Source organism: Neobittarella massiliensis (ex Bilen et al. 2018), assembly GCF_900289145.1.
Taxonomy (GTDB): domain Bacteria; phylum Bacillota; class Clostridia; order Oscillospirales; family Ruminococcaceae; genus Neobittarella; species Neobittarella massiliensis.
The window spans coordinates 42,222-64,192 of sequence record NZ_OKQO01000011.1 but is presented as its reverse complement, the minus strand read 5'-3'; the positions used below and the strand labels follow the sequence as shown (position 1 = coordinate 64,192).

Here is a 21,971-nt window from a genome sequence, read left to right as displayed (position 1 = left end):
AAAAAAATACGCACCTATTGTGGGAAAATTATTAAGATGTGTCGCACTTAAATTATATTATTTTAGCAAAAAATGTCAAGGTACTAAGTGCTATGTTTTATCAACTATTTGATGTGACATAGCCTTAACTGAAATACTTCCGCTACTCAAGCTCTCGGCCCACATCTCGACCGGGCAGGTGACCTGCTCGTCGGTGTACTGATGGCGGGTGTTACCGCTGTCTAGTACCAGCTGATCGCCACGCTGCTCCTGCACGACAAAACGGTCAAAATCACCGGGGTAAAAGGAGAGCTCTACCGGGGTGTTATTCCAACCATTTGCATTGGCGGCGGGCAAACGGCTATAGTGGTAGTCGCTGCCGGGGGTGCTCTGATCAGTCTTATCGGGGTCGTAGGGCACCAGTGGTTGGGCAGGAACCAGTTCAGTGCCCGAATATTGCTTAGAAAGGAAAAAATCGTCCTCGATCATTTGCCCGACAGTTACGGCCCCATTATCAGGATTTACCACTTTTGCCCGATAGGTGACCAGCGTACCGCCGGGCTTACAGGATAAGGGGATGCCGGGCCCGGTGATATTGACATCCGCTACCTCCACGCTATCGACAGTGACGCGCTGGGTCTCGTTTTCCCAGCCGGTGTCATCAAAATCGAGTCCGGTAGTGGCCAGGTCTTCATTGTCGGACAGCTTGAGGTGTACTGGTACCGGATCGCCATCGGCAAAGGTGTTCTTGACCTCGGCCTGAATGGTGATGATATCTCCGTCGTGTACCTGCTTTTTCTCGTCGTCAGTCATGGGCTGACCGGCGCTGTTGAGTACCGTGGTCTCGACGAACTTGGGGGTGTATTTGGTATAGCGGATACTGTTAAACTTGGCGCTGATCGTTCCAGTAGGCACGGGGTCTGATTGGAACCAGCTCATGACGCCGGAAATACTGATGGATGCGGTATCAGTCTGGAGGTAGGGGCACGCTGCAGCAGTAGTGGAGATCTGCAGAGCCCCATCTTGTCCGTACTGCAACGTGAGCTTTCCTGTGGCGGCGTCAAAAGTGAGGATGAGCGGCTTGGTCTGGCTCACCTGGGATGCACTCAGCTTGCGTCGGCCATAAGTCGTATCCCACCTACCCCCACTCCAGTGACGCATATACATCCAGGGACCATCATCGTCAGTGTAGCCCACTTCTATCGCTAAAGCGCCCCTGCTTCCTGTCAGGTTGATATCCGCTCGGGAATTGATGACTGACGACTGGTTATCAAGCGTATAGTCCACCACCAGCTGCCAGCTGGACTTCATGGACACCTCTCGTATACTCTCGACACTGCTGTTCTGTTGCATGGCCCTGCTGTTCCAGGTTGGTACGACCCACTTGTCGCGGTTGTTGAGCGGGTCGGAAAACAGGATATTGTTCTCGTCGATAGCTAGCGGGTTGCCCTGAAAGATCTCCTGCAGGTCAAAGCTGCCTACGAAGTCGCTGCTGTCGTCTTGGGCTGCGGCCGGAAACATACAGAGGCACAGCGCCGCCAGCATTAAAAAGGGGAGCAGGCGGCGCAGCGGGCGCCGCCGATATCGCCTATATCTCTTTCCCATCATATATCGTTTCCTCCTTGTGGGCGGTGCTGGCAGCCGTCCCCACACGGAGCTGCTCACCGTCTATATACTTTATGTGTGCGGCAGCGCGGCCAACATGTCACATTCTGTCAAAAAAATCAGCAGTCGTTTTTCTTTTTGAGGTCGGCGTATACATACTCTGGACGGTCATGGTATACTTGTAGAAACGACGCCTATCTACCCGCGGCACAAAGCAGGACCAAAGAGGAGCACATAGGATGCAGCAATTTACGCACCGGCAGCTGGCTTTACTGGTGGAGCGCGCCCAGAGACAGGAGCAGGGGGCATTTTCCGCCCTATATCACGCCACCTGTGACGCTCAGCACTATCAGGCGCTGGCCCTGCTGGGCGACCATCAGCTGGCGGAGGATGCACTGCAGGAGGTGTATTTGACGCTGCACAAAAATATAGCACAGCTTAAAAACCCGCAAGCGGTGGTGGCCTACCTGAACCGGACCACCTTTTTGGTGTGCCAGAATTACCGGCGTGCGCAGAGCCGCCGATCGGTGGAGCTGTCGTGCAGCGACTCTTTTCCCCAGCGGCCGGACGAGGACGTAACTGCGATGCCTGAGGAGCTGGCAAGCCGCCGGGAAATGATGGACGAGCTGCAACAGGCGCTGTTGCAGCTCTCCCCTCTGGAAAGACAGATCGTGGTATTGCGCTATCTGCAGGAGCGCAAGTTGGAGGAGATCGCCACTTTGACCGGTGTATCGCTGAGCACGGTACACCGCTGTTTGCGGCGGGGGAAAAAGCAGCTGGCCAAGTTGTTGCGGCCAAAACTGCCGGCTTTTGTTCCCGCCGGGCTGGTGTTGGCACGAGTATGGGGCCCCGGGCGGCTGGTGCCGGGAAAGAATGCCGCCAGACGCGCGGCACTCGCCACCGGGGCCGTAGCCCTGTGCGCAGTGACTGGTCTCGTGGCGGGCACCGCACTGCGGCCCCGCTTTGAAAATGTGGTGCTAGACACCAGTTTTGCACGCGACGGACAGCTGGTGCGTGCTTGGGCGGGCGGATCCACCCAGGTTGTGTGGGCGGAAAACAGCGCTGGCCGGCACATAGAATTTACCGCTCACGCCGACGGCAAGTACAGCGGCGTGGTCACCGAAAACGGCAGGTGGGTACTGGTGGCACAGGGGGCCGGCGGCGACCGCGCCCGTTGCGAACTGCTTATTGACCGCGTAGACCGCCAGGCGCCTCACATTATAGAGGTGCGCGACGAAGGTGGACGGTTGGCGGTGGTACTGGGTGATGAAGGCGCCGGAGCAGACTTGTCGAGCGCTTTTATCACCGGGCCGGATGGCAGCCGGGTGGCGCCCATCTTAACAGATGCTGCAACGAACACGGTGTATTTTTCTATTTTTGACGGGATGCGCCCCTTCTCGGTGACCGACCGGGCGGGGAACACCGGGGCGGGTACGGTGGGCATCCCCGACCCGTAACAGATGATGTATAAAAGCGGTGAGCCACCCCAATGCCCGGGTCTGCTCACCGCTTTTTATTGTCAATTTCGGCTGCCGGTCACTGGCAGAGGTTGTACAGGTAGTCTTTAAAAGCCTTCTCGTCCAGGCGCTCACAGATGACGGCGTTATACTGCTCTTTGGGTGCATGGGTGGTATCAACGATCATCTGGCCATAGTTTTGCGGGCTTTTCGTCTCGATAAAGACATAGGCCGGAAAGCTCTCGGCGATACAGGCGGGGTGGATGGCGGCCGCCACGGCGGTGGGGTCGGGCAGGGTAATGACACTGCGGCCCCAGGTCTTTTCGTAAAACACCCGCAGCGAGTCGTTACAGCGCATACAGAACTGGGCCACCGGCCCGCCCCGATTAAAGCGGTCGATGTCCTCGGCGCGGAAAGCGCACTCGTTAAGACAGACATCCAACTGCACGATCTGGATGGGGATGCCGCTATTTAAGACGATGGAGGCCGCCTCGGCATCGATATAGATGTTGTACTCGGCCATGGGGTGCCAGGCGGATGAGTGCGGTTTGGCGCCGCCCATGACGGTGATGCGCTTGAGCTTTTTCATGGTCTGGGGCGCCTGCAGGATGCACAGGGCCACATTGGTGAGCGGGCCCAGCGCGATGAGTTCCAGGTCGGAGGGGTCGTGCTCGATGCAGCGCAAAATGGCATCTACGGCGTGGCCGGGCTGCACCGGCACCTCCGGCTCGGGCAGGAACATATCGCCCATCCCGTCTTCGCCGTGTACTTTTTCACCGGTAATGAGGTCGCGGAACATGGGCTTAGATACGCCCTTGACAACAGGGGGGCGATAGGTGCCGGCCTCCTGTACCGAGCGGCGGGCATTGATGGTCGCCTGCTCCAGCGCCACGTTGCCGGCCACCACGGTGATGAGCTCGACCTTGACGGCGGGTTCACGCAGGGCCATGATAAGGCCGACGGCGTCGTCGGAGGCGGTATCGGTATCGATGATCAGTCGCTGCATAGTGGTTCTCCTTTTTTTTACTGCTGGGCCGGGCTCCAGCGCAAACGGCTGGGGGTAGGGCTGAGCGTTTTTTGTCATTTGGATGGATAAGCAGTGTATGGCCGCTTTTCGGGTTCCCGTTGTATGCGGGACCTACGTATGTTATACTGGACTTGACTTCACCGGAATACACCGGGTGATAGAATTTGCTGCATACTAGGAGGTACATCTGTGTTTGGGATCTTATGGACGTGTAGGCGCACCCGCTAAAGCAAATTTTACCCAACGCGTGCTCAGGTTTACCTGGGCGCTGTTTGCCTTGTCATTTCCATAAGGAGAGAACATATGAATATAGCAGATAATATCCTGCGAGCACACCTGACAAACGTCTTTTTTGTGGGCGGGACCGCCTGTGGTGGAAAGACGACCATCGCACGGGCATTGGCCCAAAAACATGGTTTTACCCTATACGATATGGACGCCCGCTTTGCACAGCACCAAAAAATCGCCGACTGTGTCCACCAGCCCGCCATGACCCAGACTTTTGACAGCTGGGAGGCGTATTTCTGCCGCCCTTACTGGGCGTACAGCGCGTGGTTGCAGCAGAGCGTCGACGAGCAGCTTCAGATGGCGCTGATCGACCTGATCGAGTTGTCGAGAGAGCAGCCGGTGATCGCCGATTTGCACCTGTCGCTGGAAACGGCCAGACGGATCACCGACCGGCAGCACATGGTATTTTTGATCGCGTCGCCCCAGCGGGTGGCCAGAGACTACTACGCCCGGCCAGACCACCGGGATATCTGCGATTGCATCATGGGGCTGCCGGACCCACAAAAAGCGTTTGAAAATTGCAGCAAGGCGCTTATTTACACCACCCAGCCCTTTTATGATACCGTAAAAAGAAGCGAGATGTTTTGGCTGGAGCGGGATGAGAGCAGCACTGTAGCGGGTACGCTGGCCCGAGTAGAGCGGCATTTTGCCCTTGACGGGCAGCACCAGACAAAGGGCTGATCTGAACGCCCCCATCACCACACTGCATTTTTATGCATAGCGGGTACTGGGCCGGGTGGCTAATCAGGCTGTCTGTGCGGGCAAGTCTTGCAGGTGCAACAGCCGCACAGCGTCTATTTTCTATTATAGTGTTATTTTAGCGGGGCTGCCAGAAGCAGCCCCGCTAAATTTGTCACGAAAAAACTGTTCACATAGCCCGGCACCCGCAGTGCGGGTACAAGCTGTCAGTTATGCCGGGCACGGCGGCGGTACCACAGGTGACCCGCAAGCGCGGCGGCCAGGATGGTGAACAGTACCAGCCCCAGCCAACCGGGGACGGTGTGCTGATCCTGCTGGGGGTGGTAGTAGGCCCTTAAACGGGCATTGAACTGCTCGAGATCCAGCGGACCGGTACCGTTATCTTCGGAGAATAAAAAGTAACGGCGCTCCCCCTGCCCGTTGACCGCGCTGACCGCCACCTGATCGCGGTAGGGCAGCAGCCAGACATCACCGCCGTAACCGGCCTGCTCCCAGCAGAACTCCCGCTCCGCTGTGGAGGGCGCTTTGACCGGCTGTATTTTTTTGGTCTTTGGTCTGCCGCCGGCATCGACGGTAAAATAGAGCACGAATCCGCTCGGCCCGCCGCGGGCATCGTTGCCGACCAAAAACAGCGCGTAGAGCGGCTGCTCACGGGGGACCAGCACATCGCCCTGACCGTCGTAGCGGCGGTCCATCAGCGGCCTGGATACCTGTAATATCTGCTGGCTGTGGCTGGGAATATCGGTGATGGGGGCGGCGAGCTCATCGCTCTGCAGCTGCCGCCACACGGCGTCGCTGTCGCCCATAAAAAGCAGCTGGCGAAATACGTCGCCGGCATCGGGAAACAGCGGGTCCTGCAGCTCGAGCGCCCACACCGGCTGTTGGGCGGCGATGAGCAGACACCACAGCAACAGCAGCATCCCAGTTGCCACACGTCGTACCTTGCCCATCCGAAAACAGCCCCTTTCTGACGGCGCCACATACAAAAGAACGCCATATGGTCTTTTGCACAGAATCGGTTCCTAGAATGTCCCTATTATACCAAAATTACCGGGTCCTCTCTAGCAAATAGCTGATTTTCTCTATATATGACCATTTTTCGACATTTGATTGGCAGAGATGCACAATTGCCGTTTAGCGGACGCGCTAAAAAAACAGGGCTCTGCCTACAGATAGACAGAGCCCTGTTTTAAATTGTGCATGTAGGAGGTAAAGACCTCTTTACAGGCCGCGCTTTACATAGCTGGTGTGCAGGATACTGTGCGCCTTGTGGCTGCCGGGTTTCTCGAGGTACTCCTCGTAGACTTTTTTGATGACCGGGTTCTGGTGCGACTTGCGCAGCGGCAGGTTGCGGTCAGCCTCGTACAGGGCGGCTGCGCGCAGACCTTTGAGATCTACGTTGTTGCGGACCGCTGCGTGCTGGACCGGCTGGCCGCCGCCATTGACACAGCCGCCGGGGCAGCCCATGATCTCGATAAAGTGGTACTGCTTCTCGCCGGACTGGACCCGTTTGAGTAGCTCGTCGGCGTTGCGGGTACCGGAGGCGACCGCCACGTTGACATCCATACCGGCCACGTGATAGGTGGCCTCTTTGATGCCGGCAGTGCCGCGCACCTCGGTGAACTCGACGTTCTGCAGCTCTTCGCCGGTGAGGGTCTCGACGGCGGTGCGCAGGGCAGCCTCCATAACGCCGCCGGTAGCGCCGAAGATGACGCCGGCACCAGTGGCTTCGCCCAGGGGATTGTCGAAATCCTCGTCGGGCAGATCGGTGAACTGGAGACCGGCGCGCTCGATCATGCGGGCCAGCTCACGGGTGGTGAGAGCCACATCTACATCGGGCACGCCCGCTGCGGCCTGGTCGTCACGGCCGACCTCGAATTTCTTGGCGGTACAGGGCATGATGCTGACCACAAAGATCTTCTTGGGATCGATCCCCTCTTTCTCGGCGTACCAGGTTTTGGTGATGGCACCAAACATCTGTTGCGGCGACTTGCAGGAGGAGAGGTTGTCGATCATATCGGGGTAGTAGTGCTCGCAGAATTTGACCCAGCCGGGGGAGCAGGAGGTGATCAGCGGCAGCTTACCGCCATTTTGCACCCGGTCGAGGAACTCGTTGGCCTCTTCCATAATGGTCAGATCGGCCGAGAAATCGGTGTCGAACACCTTGTCAAAGCCCAGCCGGCGCAGGGCGGCGACCATTTTGCCCTGCACGTTGGTGCCGATGGGCATACCGAAAGCCTCGCCCAGGGTGGCGCGGATGGACGGCGCGGTGTTGACCACCACGTATTTGTCGGGATCGGCCAGAGCCGCCCAGACCTCGTCGGTCTGATCTTTTTCGGCGATAGCGCCGGTGGGGCAAGCCACGATGCACTGACCGCAGGAGATACAGCTGGTGTCGCCCAGGCCCAGGTCGAACGCCGAGCCGATGTGGGAGGCAAAGCCGCGATCGTTGGGGCCGATGACGCCGACTTTTTGCAGCTTGGAGCAGGCGGCTACGCAGCGGCGGCAGAGGATGCACTTGGAGTTGTCGCGGTACATATGGGCGGCGGAGTTATCGATCTCGTACTGCTCGTTCTCGCCGTCGTAGTAGCCCTCGTCCTCGACCTTCAGGTCTTTGGCCAGCTTTTGCAGCTCACAGTTGCCGCTGCGCACGCAGGACAGGCAGCTGCGGTTGTGGGTGGAGAGGATCAGCTGCAGGGTTTTCTTTCTGGAATCCAGCACCTTGGGGGTGTTGGTGAACACTTCCATCCCCTCATTGACCGGGGCACAGCAGGCGGCGACCAGGCTGCGGGCGCCTTTGACCTCGACCACGCAGATGCGGCAGGCGCCGATCTCGTTGATCTCTTTTAAATAGCACAGGGTGGGGATCTGGATGCCCGACAGACGGCACGCCTCGAGGATGGTGGCGTTTTTGGGGACAGAGACGGACATGCCGTTTATTTTCATGTTGATAGTTTCCACGTTTTGCACACTCCTTCTCTACTGGATCGAGATCGCGCCGAATTTGCACTTCTCGATGCACGCGCCACACTTGAGGCACTTGTGCGGGTCGATCTCATGGGGCAGTTTGACCGTACCGGTGATGGCGCCGGCGGGGCACACTCTGGCGCAGAGGGTGCAGCCTTTGCACTTGTCGGGGTCGATCGAGTAGGTGAGCAGCGCCTTGCACACACCGGCAGGGCACTTCTTGTCGACGATGTGGGCCACGTACTCGTCGCGGAAGTAGTGAAGGGTGGCCAGCACCGGGTTGGGCGCCGTCTGGCCCAGACCGCACAGTGCGTTCTCTTTTATGTAGTGGCAGAGCTCTTCGATCTTGTCCAGATCCTCTAAAGTGGCCTGACCCTTGGTGATCTTGGTCAGCATCTCCAGCAGGCGCTTGGTGCCCACCCGGCAGGGGGTGCACTTACCGCAGGACTCTTCTACGGTGAACTCTAAGAAGAACTTGGCGATGTCCACCATACAGGTGTCCTCGTCCATGACGATCATGCCGCCGGAGCCCATCATCGAACCGATGGAGATGAGGTTGTCGTAGTCGATGGGGATATCGAAGTGCTCAGCCGGGATACAGCCGCCGGAGGGGCCGCCGGTCTGGGCAGCTTTAAACTTTTTGCCGCCGGGGATGCCGCCGCCGATCTCCTCGATGATCTCGCGCAGGGTGGTGCCCATGGGGACCTCGACCAGGCCGGTGTTGTTGATCTTGCCGCCCAGAGCGAACACCTTGGTACCTTTAGATTTCTCGGTGCCCATGGAGGCGAACCACTCGGGGCCGTTTAAGATGATCTGGGTGATGTTGGCGTAGGTCTCGACGTTGTTGAGCAGAGTGGGTTTTTCGAAGATGCCTTTCTGCGCGGGGAACGGGGGGCGGGGGCGCGGCTCGCCGCGCTGGCCCTCGACCGAGCGCATGAGCGCGGTCTCTTCGCCGCAGACGAAGGCGCCGGCGCCCAGCCGCAGCTCGATATCGAAATCAAAGCCGGTGCCGAAGATATCTTTGCCCAGCAGGCCGTACTCGCGGGCCTGGTCGATGGCAATCTGCAGGCGTTTGACGGCGATGGGGTACTCGGCGCGCACGTAGATAAAGCCGTGGTTGGCGCCGGTGGCATAGGCGGCGATGGCCATGGCCTCTAAGATGGTGTGGGGGTCACCCTCGAGTACCGAGCGATCCATAAACGCGCCCGGGTCGCCCTCATCGGCGTTGCAGGCCACGTATTTCTGATCGGCGTGGTTCTGGGCGGTGAGCTGCCACTTGACGCCGGTGGGGAAACCGGCACCGCCGCGGCCGCGCAGACCGGAGGCCTTGATGATGTCGATGACCTCTTGCGGGGTCTTTTCGGTCAGGCAGATGCCCAGTGCCTTGTAGCCGTCCATGGCGATGTACTCGTCGATGTTCTCGGGGTTGATGACGCCGCAGTTGCGCAGGGCCACACGGTGCTGTTTTTTGTAGAAGTTGGTGTCGTTGAGGGAGATGACGCCATTGTCGGTGACCGTCTCGTCATACAGCAGCCGCTCGACCGGGCGACCCTTGAGCAGGTGCTCAGAAACGATCTCGGGGACGTCGGTCACCTCGACCCGGCTGTAGAAAGAGCCCTCGGGGTAGATGATGACGATGGGGCCCAGCGCACACAGGCCAAAGCAGCCGGTGCGGACGATCTTGACCTCGTCTTGCAGGTCGTTTTTTGCGAGCTCGGACTCGAACGAGTGGATGAGCTGGTCGCTGCCCGAGGACGTACAGCCGGTACCCCCGCAGATCAGTACTTGGGAACGAAACATATCTACTTCCTCCTCACTATTTTGCGTTGGCGCCGATGGTGTACTCGTGTACGATGTTGCCGCCAATGATGTGTTCCTCCACCACGCGGGCGGCCTTTTCAGCGGTCATCTTCACATAGGTGACCTTGGGCTCGCCGGGAACGAACACTTCGACGACCGGCTCGTACTGGCAGATGCCGATACAGCCCGTCTGGGAGACCATGACCTGGTGGGTGAGGTCGCGGTCGGCCACTTCTTTGGCAAAGGCATTGAGTACCGGGCGGGCGCCGGCGGCGATGCCGCAGGTGGCCATGCCCACGACGATGCGCTTGCAGTTTTTGTCTTCTTCGCGCAGCCCGATGCTGCCTTTCATCTTGTCTTTGATAGCCTGCAGTTCCGCTAAGCTCTTCATTATTCTATGACACCTCCGTAAAGTTCTGTAAGATGTTCCTGTATGTACTCTCTGATAAATTCCAGCACCTGCGGCGTTGCGAGGGACACCCCCTCCAAGACCTGTTTAAACTCTCTGGTGTCGGCGGCAAAGCTGCGCCCGTCAACGGTGTGGGTGTACAAAAAGTCGGTCGACTCGTTGACCATGACGAGACTGCAGTAGGTGCCGGCCATGTCACCCAGGGGCATGCGGTCGATGTGACTGCGCACGAAAGTGCCCTGGATAAAGGTACCTTGCCCCACCCGCGAGCGGATGGAGAACTGGCCGCCGGCCATCTCGCTTTGCATTTTGAAAAACGGCACCCCCAGCCCCACCTTGCGGGTGGTGCGGGTAGTGTAAAACGGGTCGGTCACCCGGCGCTGCGTCTCCTCGTCCATGCCGCAGCCGTCGTCGATGACGGCGATGCGCATGAAGTCTTTGGCCCGATCCTCCTCGATCTCGATCTGCACCAGCGAGGCGCCGGCCTTGATGGAGTTCTGGGCGATGTCGAGGATGTTCAGTGAGAGTTCCTGCATGGCTGTTACTTGTTCTGGTACTCGGCCAAAATACGATCTACATCGTCGACCACCAGGCGGCCGTACACCTCGTCGTTGATGGTCATGACCGGAGCCAGACCACAGGCGCCGATGCAGCGGCAGGCCTCGAGCGAGAAACGGCCGTCGGCGGTGCATTCGCCGCCCACGATGCCCAGATTTTGACTGAGCTTATCAAAAATGTCGCCCGCGCCTTTTACGTAACAGGCGGTGCCCAGGCAGACGGAGATTTTGTATTTGCCTTTGGGATTGAGCGAGAACTGGGAGTAAAAACTCACCACACCGTAGATCTCCTCCAGCGGCACATCCATCTTATCGGCGATGATCTTCTGCACCTCGATGGGCAGATAGCCGTAGATATCTTGTGCCTGCTGCAGTACCGAGATGAGTGAGCCCTGTACGTCCTTATGGGCCTCGATCACCTCCAGCAGTTTCTGCTCCTGCTCTTGGGTGCCGCTGAAAGGCACCGATGAGATTTTTCCAGCCATGAAACTTGACCTCCTAACGGATTGTACAGATACAGGTGTAAAAACAACCTTCTCTATCTACTATAATTAACATATGAATTATATCAAAGCGCCGCGCGCAAAGTAAAGTGAAACTGGAAATAAGCGGAAATAAACAAAAAGTTCGACGTTTACGTCAATAAACCCATTTTTTCTTTGGTAGTATTGCCTGTTAAAATATTGTCATTTAGGAGGAAAAGCGTTTGCGCCCGCCCGGGAGAAAATGCTATCATATCAGTAGATATTCTGTGCTGCCTCACCGCCCCACTGCGGCGGTGGGGCCGCGCGCATACCGGGCCGCACCGGCCCCGACTGGAGGGATACCAATTGACGATCCACGACATACAGCAGATACTCGACGCCCGCTGGATTTACGGCGAGGAGCTGGCTGACCGCGAGGTGCACACCGCCTGCGGCAGCGACATGATGAGCGATGTGCTGGCCTTTGTAAAGGACCAGTCGGTGCTGCTCACCGGCCTGGTCAACCCGCAGGTGGTGCGCACCGCCGAAATGATGGACATGGTGTGTATCGTGTTCGTGCGGGGCAAGACCCCGGACGAGAACATCACCGCTCTGGCACGGCGCGGCGAGATCGCTCTGCTGTGCACCGACGAGCGCATGTTCACCGCCTGTGGCAAGCTGTACGCCGCCGGACTGAGCGGCGGTGTGGGGGAGCGCCTCTCGTGAGCGGCGACTGACTGGCCGCGCCCGCAGCGGGCCGAGCCAGAGAAGGTGGGAGTTATAGTATGGGAGAACTGGTGAAACTGCATTACGACGTGCCGGGGGACGATTTTACCCGCGCGGGAGAGGCCTCCAGCGACGTGAAGAAAAAGCTCAAGACCCTGGGCATCGACCCGGGGTGTATCCGCAAGGTGGCCATCGCCATGTACGAGGGGGAGATCAACATGGTGATACACGCCCACGGCGGCACCGCCGACGTGGAGGTCACCACCGCCTATATCGACATTGCTCTGGCCGACCAGGGCCCGGGCATACCCGACGTGGCGCTGGCCATGACCGAGGGCTTTTCTACCGCCCCGGAGGAGGTGCGCAACCTGGGTTTTGGCGCCGGGATGGGCCTGCCCAACATGAAAAAGTACACCGACGACATCCGCATCGAGACCGAGCTGGGCGTTGGCACCACCGTGTATATGCGCGTCAACATCGCCTGACCGCGGGCCGCGCTGCAAGCGCCGGGCTCCACCGCCCGGACACTTTTATTAAATAAGGTATACACGCAGAGAGGAGGCGCACAGAAATGGCCTACCGCAACAGCCAGATAGACCGGCAGAACTTCAGTTGGTTTGCCAGCGACCGCAAGGTAAATTCTCTGGTGGAGATCGAACTCGACCGGGGGCGCATCGCGCAGTTGGGGCCGCTGTGCGCCCACTTTACCTATCCTGTGGCCGCCTTTTGCGGCGAGCGGGGGGCCGGCGGCAGTGCGCTGCTGGCGGTGGCGGCCTGCGCCTATCACGGGCGCAGCTGCCCGCCGGGGCGGCAAAAACCCTACTACACCTTTGGCGACTTCTTTACTTTTTCGGCCGACGACGCCCACATCAAGGGCTGCGTACTGCGCTATACCCTGCGGCTGCCGCTGATCGATGTGGTGGAGACCCGCCGCCGGGAACCCTGCCAGCGCTGGAACGACTACGCCCGCCGCAGCGAGCGGGCGGTGTACTACCTGGACCGCGACCGCGTGCCGGGCGCTGAGGCGGTGCTGGCGGCAGTGGCCGCAGTGGCCGCAGTGGGCAGGGGCGGTATGGTGTGTGTAGAACAGCTGGAGTGGGGGCTCTCGGTCCCCCAGCAGAAAAAGCTGGTGACCGCGCTCAAGGCACTGTGCGCCAAAAATCACTGCCAGCTGCTGTGCACCACCCGCTCACCGGCCATACTGGCTGCACTGCCGCCGGCGGCGCGCTACCGGCTGGTGCAGCAGGATGGCCAGACGCTGCTGGAACACCCGGTGCCCCCGGAGGCGGCGCTGCCACAGCACCGTGAAAAGTTGCCGATATACCTGCAAAAAGAGGCCGGCCCCTGGTTTTGGGGGCTGGCACCGCTGGCGTTGCGGCAGCAACTTCAACCGGTCTACTGCCATACGGCCGCCGAGCTGGCACAGCGACTAGGCGAAGACGACCGCGCCCCACTGGGGGCGTGTACCGCCCGCGCCGAGGGGCGCACCGCGGCACTGTTGCCGGTGGCAGCACGGCACAAGCTGCTATCGCTGCCGCCGCTGCTGGATGCGCCCAGCGAGCTGCTCAGCCGCCTGTGTCAGCTGCCGAGCCGCAGCCGGCTATGTGACAGCTGGGGCTGCGACGACACCGACTTGCAGCAGCTGCTATCTGACGCGGCAGCTACCGCCGACCCGCTAGGGGCGCTGGCTGCGGCACTGGACGAACCCCGTGAGGCGCTGCAGCGGCAGCTGGCGGCAGCGGTGCGCGACACTGTTCACTGCCGGTCTTTTGCCAGCCGCTTAGAGGCACTGTTTGAATGAGTATTCTGCGAGAGGAGGCACCCCGGCCATGACCGACTTTTACCATTCGGTGACTTTGGACCCGGACAAGTGCAAAGGCTGTATCAACTGCATAAAGCGCTGCCCCACCGAGGCCATACGGGTGCGCAAAGGCAAGGCGTATATCATCAAAGAGCTGTGTATCGACTGTGGGGAGTGTATCCGCATTTGCCCCCACCATGCTAAACAGGCCACTTATGACCCGGTGACGGCAGTGTTACAGGCACCTTACAAGCTGAAGATCGCTCTGCCGCCGCCGGCGCTTTTTGCCCAGTTCAACAACTTGGAGGACATGGATATCGTGGCCTCGGCCCTGCTGCGCATGGGCTTTGACCGGGTGTTTGAGGTGTCGCGGGCGGCGGAGCTGGTGAGCGACGCCACCCGGCGCATCATGAAGTACGGCGACATCAAGCGGCCGGTGATCTCGAGCGCCTGCCCGGCCATTACCCGGCTGATCCGGGTGCGTTTTCCCGAGCTGTGCGACCACGTGCTGCCGCTGCACGCACCGGTAGAGGTGGCGGCGGCACTGGCTAAAAAAGAGGCCAGCGAGCAGACCGGTATACCACTCGAGGAGATCTGTACGGCATTTATATCGCCCTGTGCGGCCAAGGTGACGGCGGCCAAATCGCCCATTGGGGCCGAGCGCAGCCAGATCGACTACGTGCTGGCCCTGAAAGACGTGTACCCGCTGCTGCTGGAACAGATGAGCGAGGAGCAGAACCAGCCGCTGACCAACACCGGCCGCATCGGCATCAGTTGGGGTTCCAGCGGAGGCGAGGGATCGGCGCTGCTGCTGGATAACTACCTGGCCGCCGACGGCATCGAGAACGCGATACGGGTGTTAGAAGATCTGGAGGACGAAAAATTTGACCGGCTGGACTTTATCGAGCTCAACGCCTGCAGCGGCGGCTGCGTGGGCGGGGTGCTGACGGTAGAGAACCCCTACGTGGCCAAGACCAAGCTGCAGCGGCTGCGCAAGTACCTGCCGGTGAGCTGTAATCGCCTGACTTCGCCCATACCGGCCTTTTTTAAATGGGACCAGAAGCTGGAGTACCAGCCAGTAATGACGCTGGACAGCGATCTGTCGGTGGCTATGCAGAAGTTAAACGACATCGAGCAGCTGGCGGCGAGCCTGCCGGGGCTGGACTGCGGCTCGTGCGGGTCTCCCTCGTGTCGGGCCTTTGCCGAGGATGTGGTCCGCGGCAAGGCGGCGGTGGGGGACTGTATCTTCCGCATGCGCGACGAGATCGAACTGTTGGGCGGCGACCAGACCGACCTGCGCGACCTGGTGCCGCTGCCGTTTAGAAAGGAGGAGCGGGATAATGGATAACGTGTTGTTTTCGACCGCCGATCTGGCGGACTGCGCCGGCATTGAGCCGGTGTGCTGTGGCCAGGAGAGAGAGGTGACCGGGATCTACTGCTGCGACCTGCTGAGCATGGTGATGGGCCGGGCCCAGGAGGGGGATCTGTGGATCACGGTGATGGGCAACGTAAATGCGATCGCGGTGGCGGCGCTGGCTGACGTTGCCTGTATCGTGGTGGCGGAAGGGGCCGTGCTCGATGAGGAGGCCCGCACCAAGGCGCAGCAGCAGGGCATCAACGTGTACTGCACCGAGCTGCCGGTATACCAGACCGCTATGGCGGTGACCGCACTGGCCGCCGGAGGCGCGTGATGGGGGCGGGCCGGCTGGCCCGATACGACCTGCACCTGCACAGCTGCCTATCCCCCTGCGGGGACGATGAGATGACCCCGGCTACCATTGTGGGACTGGCCAAGTTGGGCGGCCTGGATTTTATTGCCCTGACCGACCACAACACCGTTAAAAATTGCCCCTATGCCCTGGAGGCGGGGCGGTTCTACGACCTGCCGGTGATACCGGGCATGGAGCTGTGCACCCGTGAAGAGGTGCATGTGGTGTGCCTGTTTGACAGCCTGCCCGGGGCGCTGGCCTTCGGCGATGCGGTATATGAAAAGCTGCCGGATATTGCAAACGATGAGGAGATCTTCGGGCATCAGTATATCTGCAACACCGATGACGAGGTGGTGGGGAAGCTGGATAAACTGCTCATCAACGCCTGCGACATCTCCATTTACGACGCCGTGCCCATGGCCGCCCGGTTTGGCGGCATCGCCTACCCGGCCCATGTGGATAAGAGTGCCAACAGCGTGCTCTCGAACCTGGGTTTTTTAGACGCGGACATGGGGTTTACCATCGCTGAGCTGGCCGATATCGCCAAGGCGCCGGACCTCTTGCAGCGGGGGCTGTTGCCGCCGGATATCAAGACCATCACCAACTCCGACGCCCACTACGCCAAAGATATCAAAAATCCAGCCCGTCCGGAGTATCTGCCCAGTGAGATAGCAGGGTTGCTGGAGCGGCTGTTAAAAACTGCATAGCGGCAGTGCGCCGCGGGCAAACTGAGCTGTGAGCTGTGAGCCCGTGGCCCGCGCCGGGACGAGGACGGCCCCTCGCCCCGGCTTTTTTCATATTTGTAAGCGGCAGATACCGGCGGCCACGCGCGGGGACAATAAAAATGCAGTGAGCGGTATTGACAAACTACACTGCTGTGGTATACTATACATACACCCCCTCCCCCTGGGGGTGTCTACCACACAGGAGGGAGACCTTATGAGACAGCAGAAATTTGACGTCACCGGTATGACCTGCTCGGCCTGCAGCGCCCACGTAGAAAAAGCGGTGCGGGGACTTGACGGGGTGGAGGAGGTCTCGGTCAACCTGCTCACGGGCAGCATGACGGTACAGGTGGACGACCAGGTGACCGACACCCAGATCGAGGCAGCGGTCGACGCCGCCGGCTACGGCGCTACCCCCCACGGACAGCAGATCGCCGACCGGACTGCGCCGGCTGGGCCCAGCCCGGTAGAGCTGCAGATCAAAAATATGAAGATGCGGCTGTGGGTGTCGTTTGGCTTTTTGATACCGCTGATGTACATCTCGATGGGACACATGGTCGGGCTGCCGCTGCCCGGTTTTTTGAGCGGCATCGAAAACGGCGTCACCTATGCTATGGCTCAGTTTTTGCTGACGCTGCCGGTGGTATATGTGAACCGCAAGTACTACCAGGTGGGGTTTAAGACCCTATTTCGCGGGGCGCCCAACATGGACAGTCTGATCGCCATCGGCTCGACGGCGGCACTGGTGTACGGGGTGTTCGCCATTACCCGCATCGGCTACGGGCTGGGCATACAGGATATGCAACTGGCCCACCACTACCACATGGACCTGTATTTCGAGTCGGCGGCTATGATCCTGGCGCTGATCACCCTGGGCAAGTATTTGGAGGCCCGCAGCAAAGGAAAGACCAGCGAGGCCATTACCAAGCTGATGGATCTGGCCCCCAAGACCGCCACTGTGGAGCGGGACGGCCAGGAGCTGGAGCTGCCGGTAGAGCAGGTGGTATCGGGCGACACGGTGCTGGTGCGGCCCGGCCAGAGCGTGCCGGTAGACGGGGTCATCCTCGAGGGCAACTCCAGCCTGGACGAGGCGGCCATCACCGGCGAGAGCATACCGGTGGACAAAGGGCCGGGGGATACAGTCATCGGCGCCAGCATCAACCGGGCCGGGTTTTTTAAGTTCCGCGCCACCAAGGTGGGCGAGGACACCACCTTGTCGCAGATCATCCGGCTGGTGGAGGACGCCAGCTCTTCTAAAGCGCCTATCGCCAAGCTGGCCGACAAGATTTCCGGCGTGTTCGTGCCGGTAGTCATCGGCATCGCCCTGCTGGCGGCAGTCGTCTGGCTGATCGCCGGGGCCACAGTGGAGTTTGCGCTCTCGGTGGGTATTGCGGTGCTGGTCATCTCGTGTCCCTGCGCGCTGGGCTTGGCCACACCGGTGGCCATTATGGTGGGCACCGGTAAAGGGGCCGAAAACGGCATCCTCATCAAGTCGGGCGAGGCGCTGGAGACGGCACACAGCATCGACACGGTGGTGATGGACAAGACCGGGACCATTACCCAGGGGCACCCGGTAGTCACCGATATCTTGCCCCTGGCCGGGCAAGAGGAGCCCGCTCTGCTGCAGTTGGCAGCCAGCCTAGAAAAGCGCAGTGAGCACCCGCTGGCTCAGGCCATTTTAGACCGGAGCGGCGAGATGGGGCTGACACTGGAGCCCACCGACGACTTTACCGCTATTTTTGGCAAAGGACTCACCGCCTCGATCGGCGGGCAGGCATACTTTGCCGGCAACGAGGCCCTGCTGGCCGACAGCGGTATCGCCCTGAGCGAGCAACAGCAGGCCCAGGTGGCGGCGCTGGCCGAGGACGGCAAGACTCCGCTGCTATTTGCCGATAGCGAGCGACTGCTGGGCATCATTGCCGTAGCCGATACGGTAAAGCCCACCAGCGCTCAGGCTATTGCCGACTTTAGGGGGATGGGCATCGACGTGGTGATGCTCACCGGCGACAACGCCCGCACGGCTGGGGCCATCCAGCGGCAGCTGGATATCCCCCACGTCATCGCCGGCGTGCTGCCCCAGCAAAAGGAGCAGGAAGTAGCCAAACTACAGGCTGCCGGCAAAAAAGTGGCCATGGTGGGCGACGGTATCAACGACGCCCCGGCACTGGCACGGGCCGATGTGGGCATTGCCATTGGCGCCGGCACCGATGTGGCTATTGAGAGCGCCGACGTTGTGCTGATGAAGAGCGACCTGCAGGACGCGGTGACAGCCGTACAGCTGAGCAAGGCGGTCATCCGCAACATCAAACAGAACCTGTTCTGGGCATTTTTTTACAACTCGGTGGGCATTCCGCTGGCTGCCGGGCTGCTGTACCCGGCGCTGGAGCTAAAACTAAGCCCCATGTTTGGCGCAGCGGCCATGAGCCTATCCAGCGTTTGCGTAGTGACCAACGCTCTGCGGCTGCGGGGCTTTCGGCCTAAGCGCACCGGTGCCAAGCTCCGCCACTCGGCAGAGCCGGCACCGGCCGATATACAGGAAGTACACCAGAGTGATCTACCCACACAACAAGAAGGAGAGAGTACCATGAAAAAGACCATTCACATTGAAGGTATGATGTGCGCCCACTGCGTGGCGCATGTGGAGAAAGCACTGAATGCCATCGACGGCGTACAGGCCACTGTGAGCCTAGAGGACAAAAACGCTGTAGTCGAGCTGGAGCACGACGTGGCAGACGACGTGCTGAAAGCCGCTGTGACCGACGCCGGCTACACCGTCACCTCGGTAGAGTAACATGAAAGCCGACAAACAGACGGTGACCCGGCTGCTGAAGACGGCCCGGGGCCAGCTGGATGGGATCCTCTCGATGGTGGAGGACGACCGCTACTGCATCGATATCTCAAACCAGGTGATGGCGACCCAGTCGGTGCTGGCCAAAGCCAATCGGGAGATCCTAAAGGCCCACATGCTGGGCTGCGTAAAAGACGCCTTTGCCAGCGGCGATCCGGAGGAGAAACTGGACGAGGTGCTGGCTATCATCGACAAGCTGGCCAAATAGACAGGCTGCCTTGGGCGGCAAAAAGTGGGGCGGGCGACCAAATTGGTCGCCCGCCCCACGCTTATATGCAAGCTATATTACCTTTTTACTGGGTGCTTATTTACGAAATATCCATCCGGTGTACGGTGCACGAGTGTTCTTAGGCGCCTTTGACGATAGTGTAATCGTCGTACTCCTCCTCGATCTCGGTCTCGGCCTGCTCCTGGGTCTCGATCTTGTCCCAGCTGCCGAAGTAGGTGCCGTACACATAGGCGTCGTCGGGGTCAAAATCAGAGTCGATACCGCTCATCTCGGTGTAGTAGTAAAAGTCTCCCTGCAGGTCCTCGTAGGTGGCACTGCTGCCGTAACCGTTTTTCTTCTGCCCCTTAACGGTGACCTTGTACAGCGCCACGTACACGTCGCTGTCGTAACCGCCCGGCTCACCTTTCATCAGGTACTGGGCCACCTTCTCGTACCCCACCAGCTCTTTATCCTTGTCGTAGGCAAAGTCGCCGGCATAAGAGATAGAGTCATAGCTGTTTTTTATGAGCTTTTCACTTTTTGCGTCTGACGTCTCGATCACTTCGTCGGGCAGGTCGGCCACATCTCCGTACCGCTCGGTAAGGCCCTGCACTTTAAAGGTGCGGGTATCTTTGATGACCTTGATCTTGGCTTTTTTGGCTGTTTCTTTGGAGTAGACTGCCTTGACGGTGACCTTGTCGCCATTGGCGAGGCCCTCATTGGGCTCGATCTGATAGGTGACACTGCCGACGAAGATGCCCACCGCCGCGTCGTTTAGGTCGTAATCAATATCCTGTTTACTGACATAGGCCGTGCCGGCGCCCGACTCGTTATTGAAGGTGACCTCCACCCCCGAGACCAGGTCGAGCTTGGTGCGGGTGAGCACGCTCAGCAAAATACCGCCAGCGACCAGCAGCAGGATACCGCCGCCGATACAGCCCAGGGTGACTTTGCCCTTTTTGCTGCCCACGAACGCCCGCAATTTTTGAGCCGTCTGCCCCGGTGCCGCCACAGCAGGCGGCGCCGCGGTGGCTACCCCACCGGCGGCTTGGGTGGCGGTGACAATGGGCTGGCCGGTCATGGGGTCGAACCGCGGGGCCGGAGCACCCATCTGATGGGGCGTTTTGCCCTTTTTTAACTGCAGCAGGTTATAGATATTATAGCCGGCCAGTGCCACCTGCAAAATGATGGCGAAGTAAAGAAAGTACAGCGCTGCCGCCATAGCCTGCAGCGACATGGCAGCCCCGATGATAGCCATATAGTCGCCGCCCAACAGGGCAAAGCCCAGGCCCACCAGGCGCAGATTAAACAGCAGGGCCAACGTACCCACGACCCCCACCGCAAAGGTGGCGATCATGGGGATGGTGCGCTCTTTTGCCCCGAACAGCCGCAGGCCCGCCCCCGCCGTAAGGCAGAGGTTGGCGGCCAGTGAGACAAAATACACCAGCTCCAGCACCACCACGAGAAAGCCGGCCCCGCTCATACTGCTGATCGCATGCTCGCTGACGGTGAGCAGCAGCCAGGCCAGTACGGCGCCGCCGCCCATGATCACCGAGAGCAGATAAAGCCGCTTAGCCGTTATAAAATCCCTCAATTTTTGCACGATATCTCCTCCTCTAGACAGCGCCACCGCCGGTATAGCTGTCTACCGACGGCGGCGTTTTACTGGTATCAGCATAGCATATATTTGCCGCTGCTGCCTATAGGGACATTCCTATTTCGCCAAAAATCGTCTATTTACACACCGGGCGACCCATTGGTTTGTAAATTCCGCCACCTGGAAGCTGCTCAATCCGCCGCCGGGTTTACATGCACCATGCAGTGCTTGACCTGGGGGAACTCGCGCTCGACCATATCGTGGACCTGGCGGGCGGTATCGTGGGCCTGCTGCAGAGTCTGCTGGCCGGGGGCGCTGATCTCTACATCCACGTATACCCGGTCGCCAAAGAGGCGGGTACTCAGCCGGTCCACCCCGGAGACCCCGGGCTGAGCGCCGATCTTTTGCCGCAGCTGACACTGTACCTGCTCGTCGCAGGCACGATCGGTCATTTTGGCTATCGCCTCGCGAAAGATATCGATCGCCGCCTTGAGGATAAACAGGCAGATGAGTACGCTGGCGATAGGGTCGAGCACCGGCAGGCCCAGACGGGCCCCCAGTATACCGGCAAAGCTGCCCACCGAGGACAGCGCATCGGACCGGTGGTGCCAGGCATCGGCCATCAGGGCGCTGGAGGACAGCTTTTTGGCTGCTGCGCGGGTATACCAATACATGGCCTCTTTTATAATCACCGACAGCACCGCCGCCCACAGTGCCAGCGCCCCGGGCACCGCTAAGCTGCCGGCCGCACCGGAGAATATTTTTTGACAGCCCGAGACGCCGATACCCAGACCGGTGGCAAACAGCACCGCTGCCAGCAGAAGTGCCGCCACACATTCCAGCCGCTCGTGGCCGTAGGGGTGGTCGTCATCGGGCGCCTTGCCGGCCATTTTGACCCCCACCATGACGATAACGGTGCTGAACACGTCGGAGGCGGAATGGACCGCATCGGACACCATAGCTCCTGACCTGGCCAGCAGCCCGGCGGCCAGTTTGCCCGCCGACAGCACCAGGTTCCAGCCGATGGTAACGGCCGAGACGTGCATAGCCAGCTGTTGGCCGAATCTTTGTTGTTTCATGAAAGTTACCTCCCTGTCGCTCGCAA

Annotated in this window: 20 protein-coding genes; 10 read left to right on the top strand and 10 right to left on the bottom strand. The window is 59.9% G+C overall.

The window, feature by feature from the left end:
* Positions 1-90 precede the first annotated feature (90 nt).
* Entirely contained in the window at positions 91-1,587 is a 1,497-nt protein-coding gene (locus tag C6Y32_RS14090) for a hypothetical protein (protein WP_105205915.1), read from the bottom strand.
* Positions 1,588-1,823: 236 nt separating this feature from the next.
* On the opposite strand from C6Y32_RS14090, the gene C6Y32_RS14085 reads away from it, so the two are divergent.
* The gene (locus tag C6Y32_RS14085) at positions 1,824-3,041 is read left to right on the top strand and encodes an RNA polymerase sigma factor (RefSeq protein WP_105205914.1); all 1,218 of its coding nucleotides are present in this window, start codon (positions 1,824-1,826) and stop codon (positions 3,039-3,041) included.
* Between the two features lie 79 nt (positions 3,042-3,120).
* On the opposite strand, the gene C6Y32_RS14080 is transcribed toward C6Y32_RS14085, so the two are convergent.
* On the bottom strand, positions 3,121-4,047 hold the full coding sequence (locus C6Y32_RS14080; protein WP_164998300.1) for a nucleoside hydrolase: 927 nt from the start codon (positions 4,045-4,047) through the stop codon (positions 3,121-3,123).
* Positions 4,048-4,371: 324 nt separating this feature from the next.
* On the opposite strand from C6Y32_RS14080, the gene C6Y32_RS14075 reads away from it, so the two are divergent.
* Positions 4,372-5,037 (top strand): AAA family ATPase, encoded by a 666-nt coding sequence (locus C6Y32_RS14075; RefSeq protein WP_105205912.1) that lies wholly within the window; start codon positions 4,372-4,374, stop codon positions 5,035-5,037.
* 224 nt (positions 5,038-5,261) lie between these two features.
* On the opposite strand, the gene C6Y32_RS14070 is transcribed toward C6Y32_RS14075, so the two are convergent.
* From C6Y32_RS14070 to C6Y32_RS14045, 6 genes are all read right to left on the bottom strand, one after another.
* Positions 5,262-6,005, bottom strand: coding sequence for a hypothetical protein (locus C6Y32_RS14070; protein ID WP_129589463.1), 744 nt, complete (start codon positions 6,003-6,005; stop codon positions 5,262-5,264).
* A gap of 271 nt (positions 6,006-6,276) precedes the next feature.
* On the bottom strand, positions 6,277-8,016 hold the full coding sequence (locus tag C6Y32_RS14065; RefSeq protein WP_105205910.1) for an NADH-dependent [FeFe] hydrogenase, group A6: 1,740 nt from the start codon (positions 8,014-8,016) through the stop codon (positions 6,277-6,279).
* Between the two features lie 18 nt (positions 8,017-8,034).
* Positions 8,035-9,822 (bottom strand): NADH-quinone oxidoreductase subunit NuoF, encoded by a 1,788-nt coding sequence (nuoF, locus tag C6Y32_RS14060; RefSeq protein ID WP_105205909.1) that lies wholly within the window; start codon positions 9,820-9,822, stop codon positions 8,035-8,037.
* 16 nt (positions 9,823-9,838) lie between these two features.
* Positions 9,839-10,213, bottom strand: coding sequence for a (2Fe-2S) ferredoxin domain-containing protein (locus tag C6Y32_RS14055; RefSeq protein ID WP_105205908.1), 375 nt, complete (start codon positions 10,211-10,213; stop codon positions 9,839-9,841).
* Positions 10,213-10,767 (bottom strand): ATP-binding protein, encoded by a 555-nt coding sequence (locus tag C6Y32_RS14050; RefSeq protein ID WP_105205907.1) that lies wholly within the window; start codon positions 10,765-10,767, stop codon positions 10,213-10,215. The genes C6Y32_RS14055 and C6Y32_RS14050 overlap by 1 nt, the downstream gene beginning before the upstream one ends.
* 5 nt (positions 10,768-10,772) lie before the next feature.
* Positions 10,773-11,273 carry an NADH-quinone oxidoreductase subunit NuoE family protein gene (locus C6Y32_RS14045; RefSeq protein WP_105205906.1) on the bottom strand — a complete coding sequence of 167 codons (501 nt, stop codon included), beginning with the start codon at positions 11,271-11,273 and terminating at the stop codon, positions 10,773-10,775.
* Between the two features lie 345 nt (positions 11,274-11,618).
* On the opposite strand from C6Y32_RS14045, the gene C6Y32_RS14040 reads away from it, so the two are divergent.
* From C6Y32_RS14040 to C6Y32_RS14005, 8 genes are all read left to right on the top strand, one after another.
* A complete protein-coding gene (locus C6Y32_RS14040; RefSeq protein ID WP_105205905.1) occupies positions 11,619-11,978 on the top strand; it encodes a DRTGG domain-containing protein in 360 nt (119 codons plus the stop codon).
* Positions 11,979-12,037: 59 nt separating this feature from the next.
* The gene (locus C6Y32_RS14035; protein ID WP_105205904.1) at positions 12,038-12,463 is read left to right on the top strand and encodes an ATP-binding protein; all 426 of its coding nucleotides are present in this window, start codon (positions 12,038-12,040) and stop codon (positions 12,461-12,463) included.
* Positions 12,464-12,549: 86 nt separating this feature from the next.
* Positions 12,550-13,779, top strand: coding sequence for a hypothetical protein (locus C6Y32_RS14030; RefSeq protein ID WP_105205903.1), 1,230 nt, complete (start codon positions 12,550-12,552; stop codon positions 13,777-13,779).
* Positions 13,780-13,807: 28 nt separating this feature from the next.
* Entirely contained in the window at positions 13,808-15,127 is a 1,320-nt protein-coding gene (locus tag C6Y32_RS14025) for a [Fe-Fe] hydrogenase large subunit C-terminal domain-containing protein (protein WP_105205902.1), read from the top strand.
* Positions 15,120-15,470, top strand: coding sequence for a hypothetical protein (locus tag C6Y32_RS14020; RefSeq protein ID WP_243562788.1), 351 nt, complete (start codon positions 15,120-15,122; stop codon positions 15,468-15,470). The genes C6Y32_RS14025 and C6Y32_RS14020 overlap by 8 nt, the downstream gene beginning before the upstream one ends.
* Positions 15,470-16,195 (top strand): PHP domain-containing protein, encoded by a 726-nt coding sequence (locus tag C6Y32_RS14015; RefSeq protein WP_105205901.1) that lies wholly within the window; start codon positions 15,470-15,472, stop codon positions 16,193-16,195. Before C6Y32_RS14020 ends, C6Y32_RS14015 begins: the two co-directional genes overlap by 1 nt.
* A 232-nt stretch (positions 16,196-16,427) precedes the next feature.
* On the top strand, positions 16,428-19,004 hold the full coding sequence (locus tag C6Y32_RS14010; protein WP_105205900.1) for a heavy metal translocating P-type ATPase: 2,577 nt from the start codon (positions 16,428-16,430) through the stop codon (positions 19,002-19,004).
* A 1-nt stretch (position 19,005) separates the two neighbouring features.
* The gene (locus C6Y32_RS14005; protein ID WP_105205899.1) at positions 19,006-19,269 is read left to right on the top strand and encodes a metal-sensing transcriptional repressor; all 264 of its coding nucleotides are present in this window, start codon (positions 19,006-19,008) and stop codon (positions 19,267-19,269) included.
* 139 nt (positions 19,270-19,408) lie between these two features.
* Here C6Y32_RS14005 and C6Y32_RS14000 read toward each other — a convergent pair whose 3' ends face one another.
* Complete coding sequence (locus tag C6Y32_RS14000) at positions 19,409-20,872, bottom strand: hypothetical protein (protein WP_105205898.1); 1,464 nt, start codon at positions 20,870-20,872, stop codon at positions 19,409-19,411.
* A gap of 185 nt (positions 20,873-21,057) precedes the next feature.
* On the bottom strand, positions 21,058-21,945 hold the full coding sequence (locus C6Y32_RS13995) for a cation diffusion facilitator family transporter (RefSeq protein WP_105205897.1): 888 nt from the start codon (positions 21,943-21,945) through the stop codon (positions 21,058-21,060).
* Between the last annotated feature and the right edge of the window lie 26 nt (positions 21,946-21,971).

Bases quoted from the DNA above. Each gene is read 5' to 3' on its own strand.
- C6Y32_RS14090 (WP_105205915.1), bottom strand. From the start codon at position 1,587: ATGATGGGAAAGAGATATAGGCGATATCGGCGGCGCCCGCTGCGCCGC.
- C6Y32_RS14085 (WP_105205914.1), top strand. From the start codon at position 1,824: ATGCAGCAATTTACGCACCGGCAGCTGGCTTTACTGGTGGAGCGCGCC.
- C6Y32_RS14080 (WP_164998300.1), bottom strand. From the start codon at position 4,047: ATGCAGCGACTGATCATCGATACCGATACCGCCTCCGACGACGCCGTC.
- C6Y32_RS14075 (WP_105205912.1), top strand. From the start codon at position 4,372: ATGAATATAGCAGATAATATCCTGCGAGCACACCTGACAAACGTCTTT.
- C6Y32_RS14070 (WP_129589463.1), bottom strand. From the start codon at position 6,005: ATGGGCAAGGTACGACGTGTGGCAACTGGGATGCTGCTGTTGCTGTGG.
- nuoF (WP_105205909.1), bottom strand. From the start codon at position 9,822: ATGTTTCGTTCCCAAGTACTGATCTGCGGGGGTACCGGCTGTACGTCC.
- C6Y32_RS14055 (WP_105205908.1), bottom strand. From the start codon at position 10,213: ATGAAGAGCTTAGCGGAACTGCAGGCTATCAAAGACAAGATGAAAGGC.
- C6Y32_RS14050 (WP_105205907.1), bottom strand. From the start codon at position 10,767: ATGCAGGAACTCTCACTGAACATCCTCGACATCGCCCAGAACTCCATC.
- C6Y32_RS14045 (WP_105205906.1), bottom strand. From the start codon at position 11,273: ATGGCTGGAAAAATCTCATCGGTGCCTTTCAGCGGCACCCAAGAGCAG.
- C6Y32_RS14035 (WP_105205904.1), top strand. From the start codon at position 12,038: ATGGGAGAACTGGTGAAACTGCATTACGACGTGCCGGGGGACGATTTT.
- C6Y32_RS14030 (WP_105205903.1), top strand. From the start codon at position 12,550: ATGGCCTACCGCAACAGCCAGATAGACCGGCAGAACTTCAGTTGGTTT.
- C6Y32_RS14025 (WP_105205902.1), top strand. From the start codon at position 13,808: ATGACCGACTTTTACCATTCGGTGACTTTGGACCCGGACAAGTGCAAA.
- C6Y32_RS14020 (WP_243562788.1), top strand. From the start codon at position 15,120: ATGGATAACGTGTTGTTTTCGACCGCCGATCTGGCGGACTGCGCCGGC.
- C6Y32_RS14015 (WP_105205901.1), top strand. From the start codon at position 15,470: ATGGGGGCGGGCCGGCTGGCCCGATACGACCTGCACCTGCACAGCTGC.
- C6Y32_RS14010 (WP_105205900.1), top strand. From the start codon at position 16,428: ATGAGACAGCAGAAATTTGACGTCACCGGTATGACCTGCTCGGCCTGC.
- C6Y32_RS14005 (WP_105205899.1), top strand. From the start codon at position 19,006: ATGAAAGCCGACAAACAGACGGTGACCCGGCTGCTGAAGACGGCCCGG.
- C6Y32_RS13995 (WP_105205897.1), bottom strand. From the start codon at position 21,945: ATGAAACAACAAAGATTCGGCCAACAGCTGGCTATGCACGTCTCGGCC.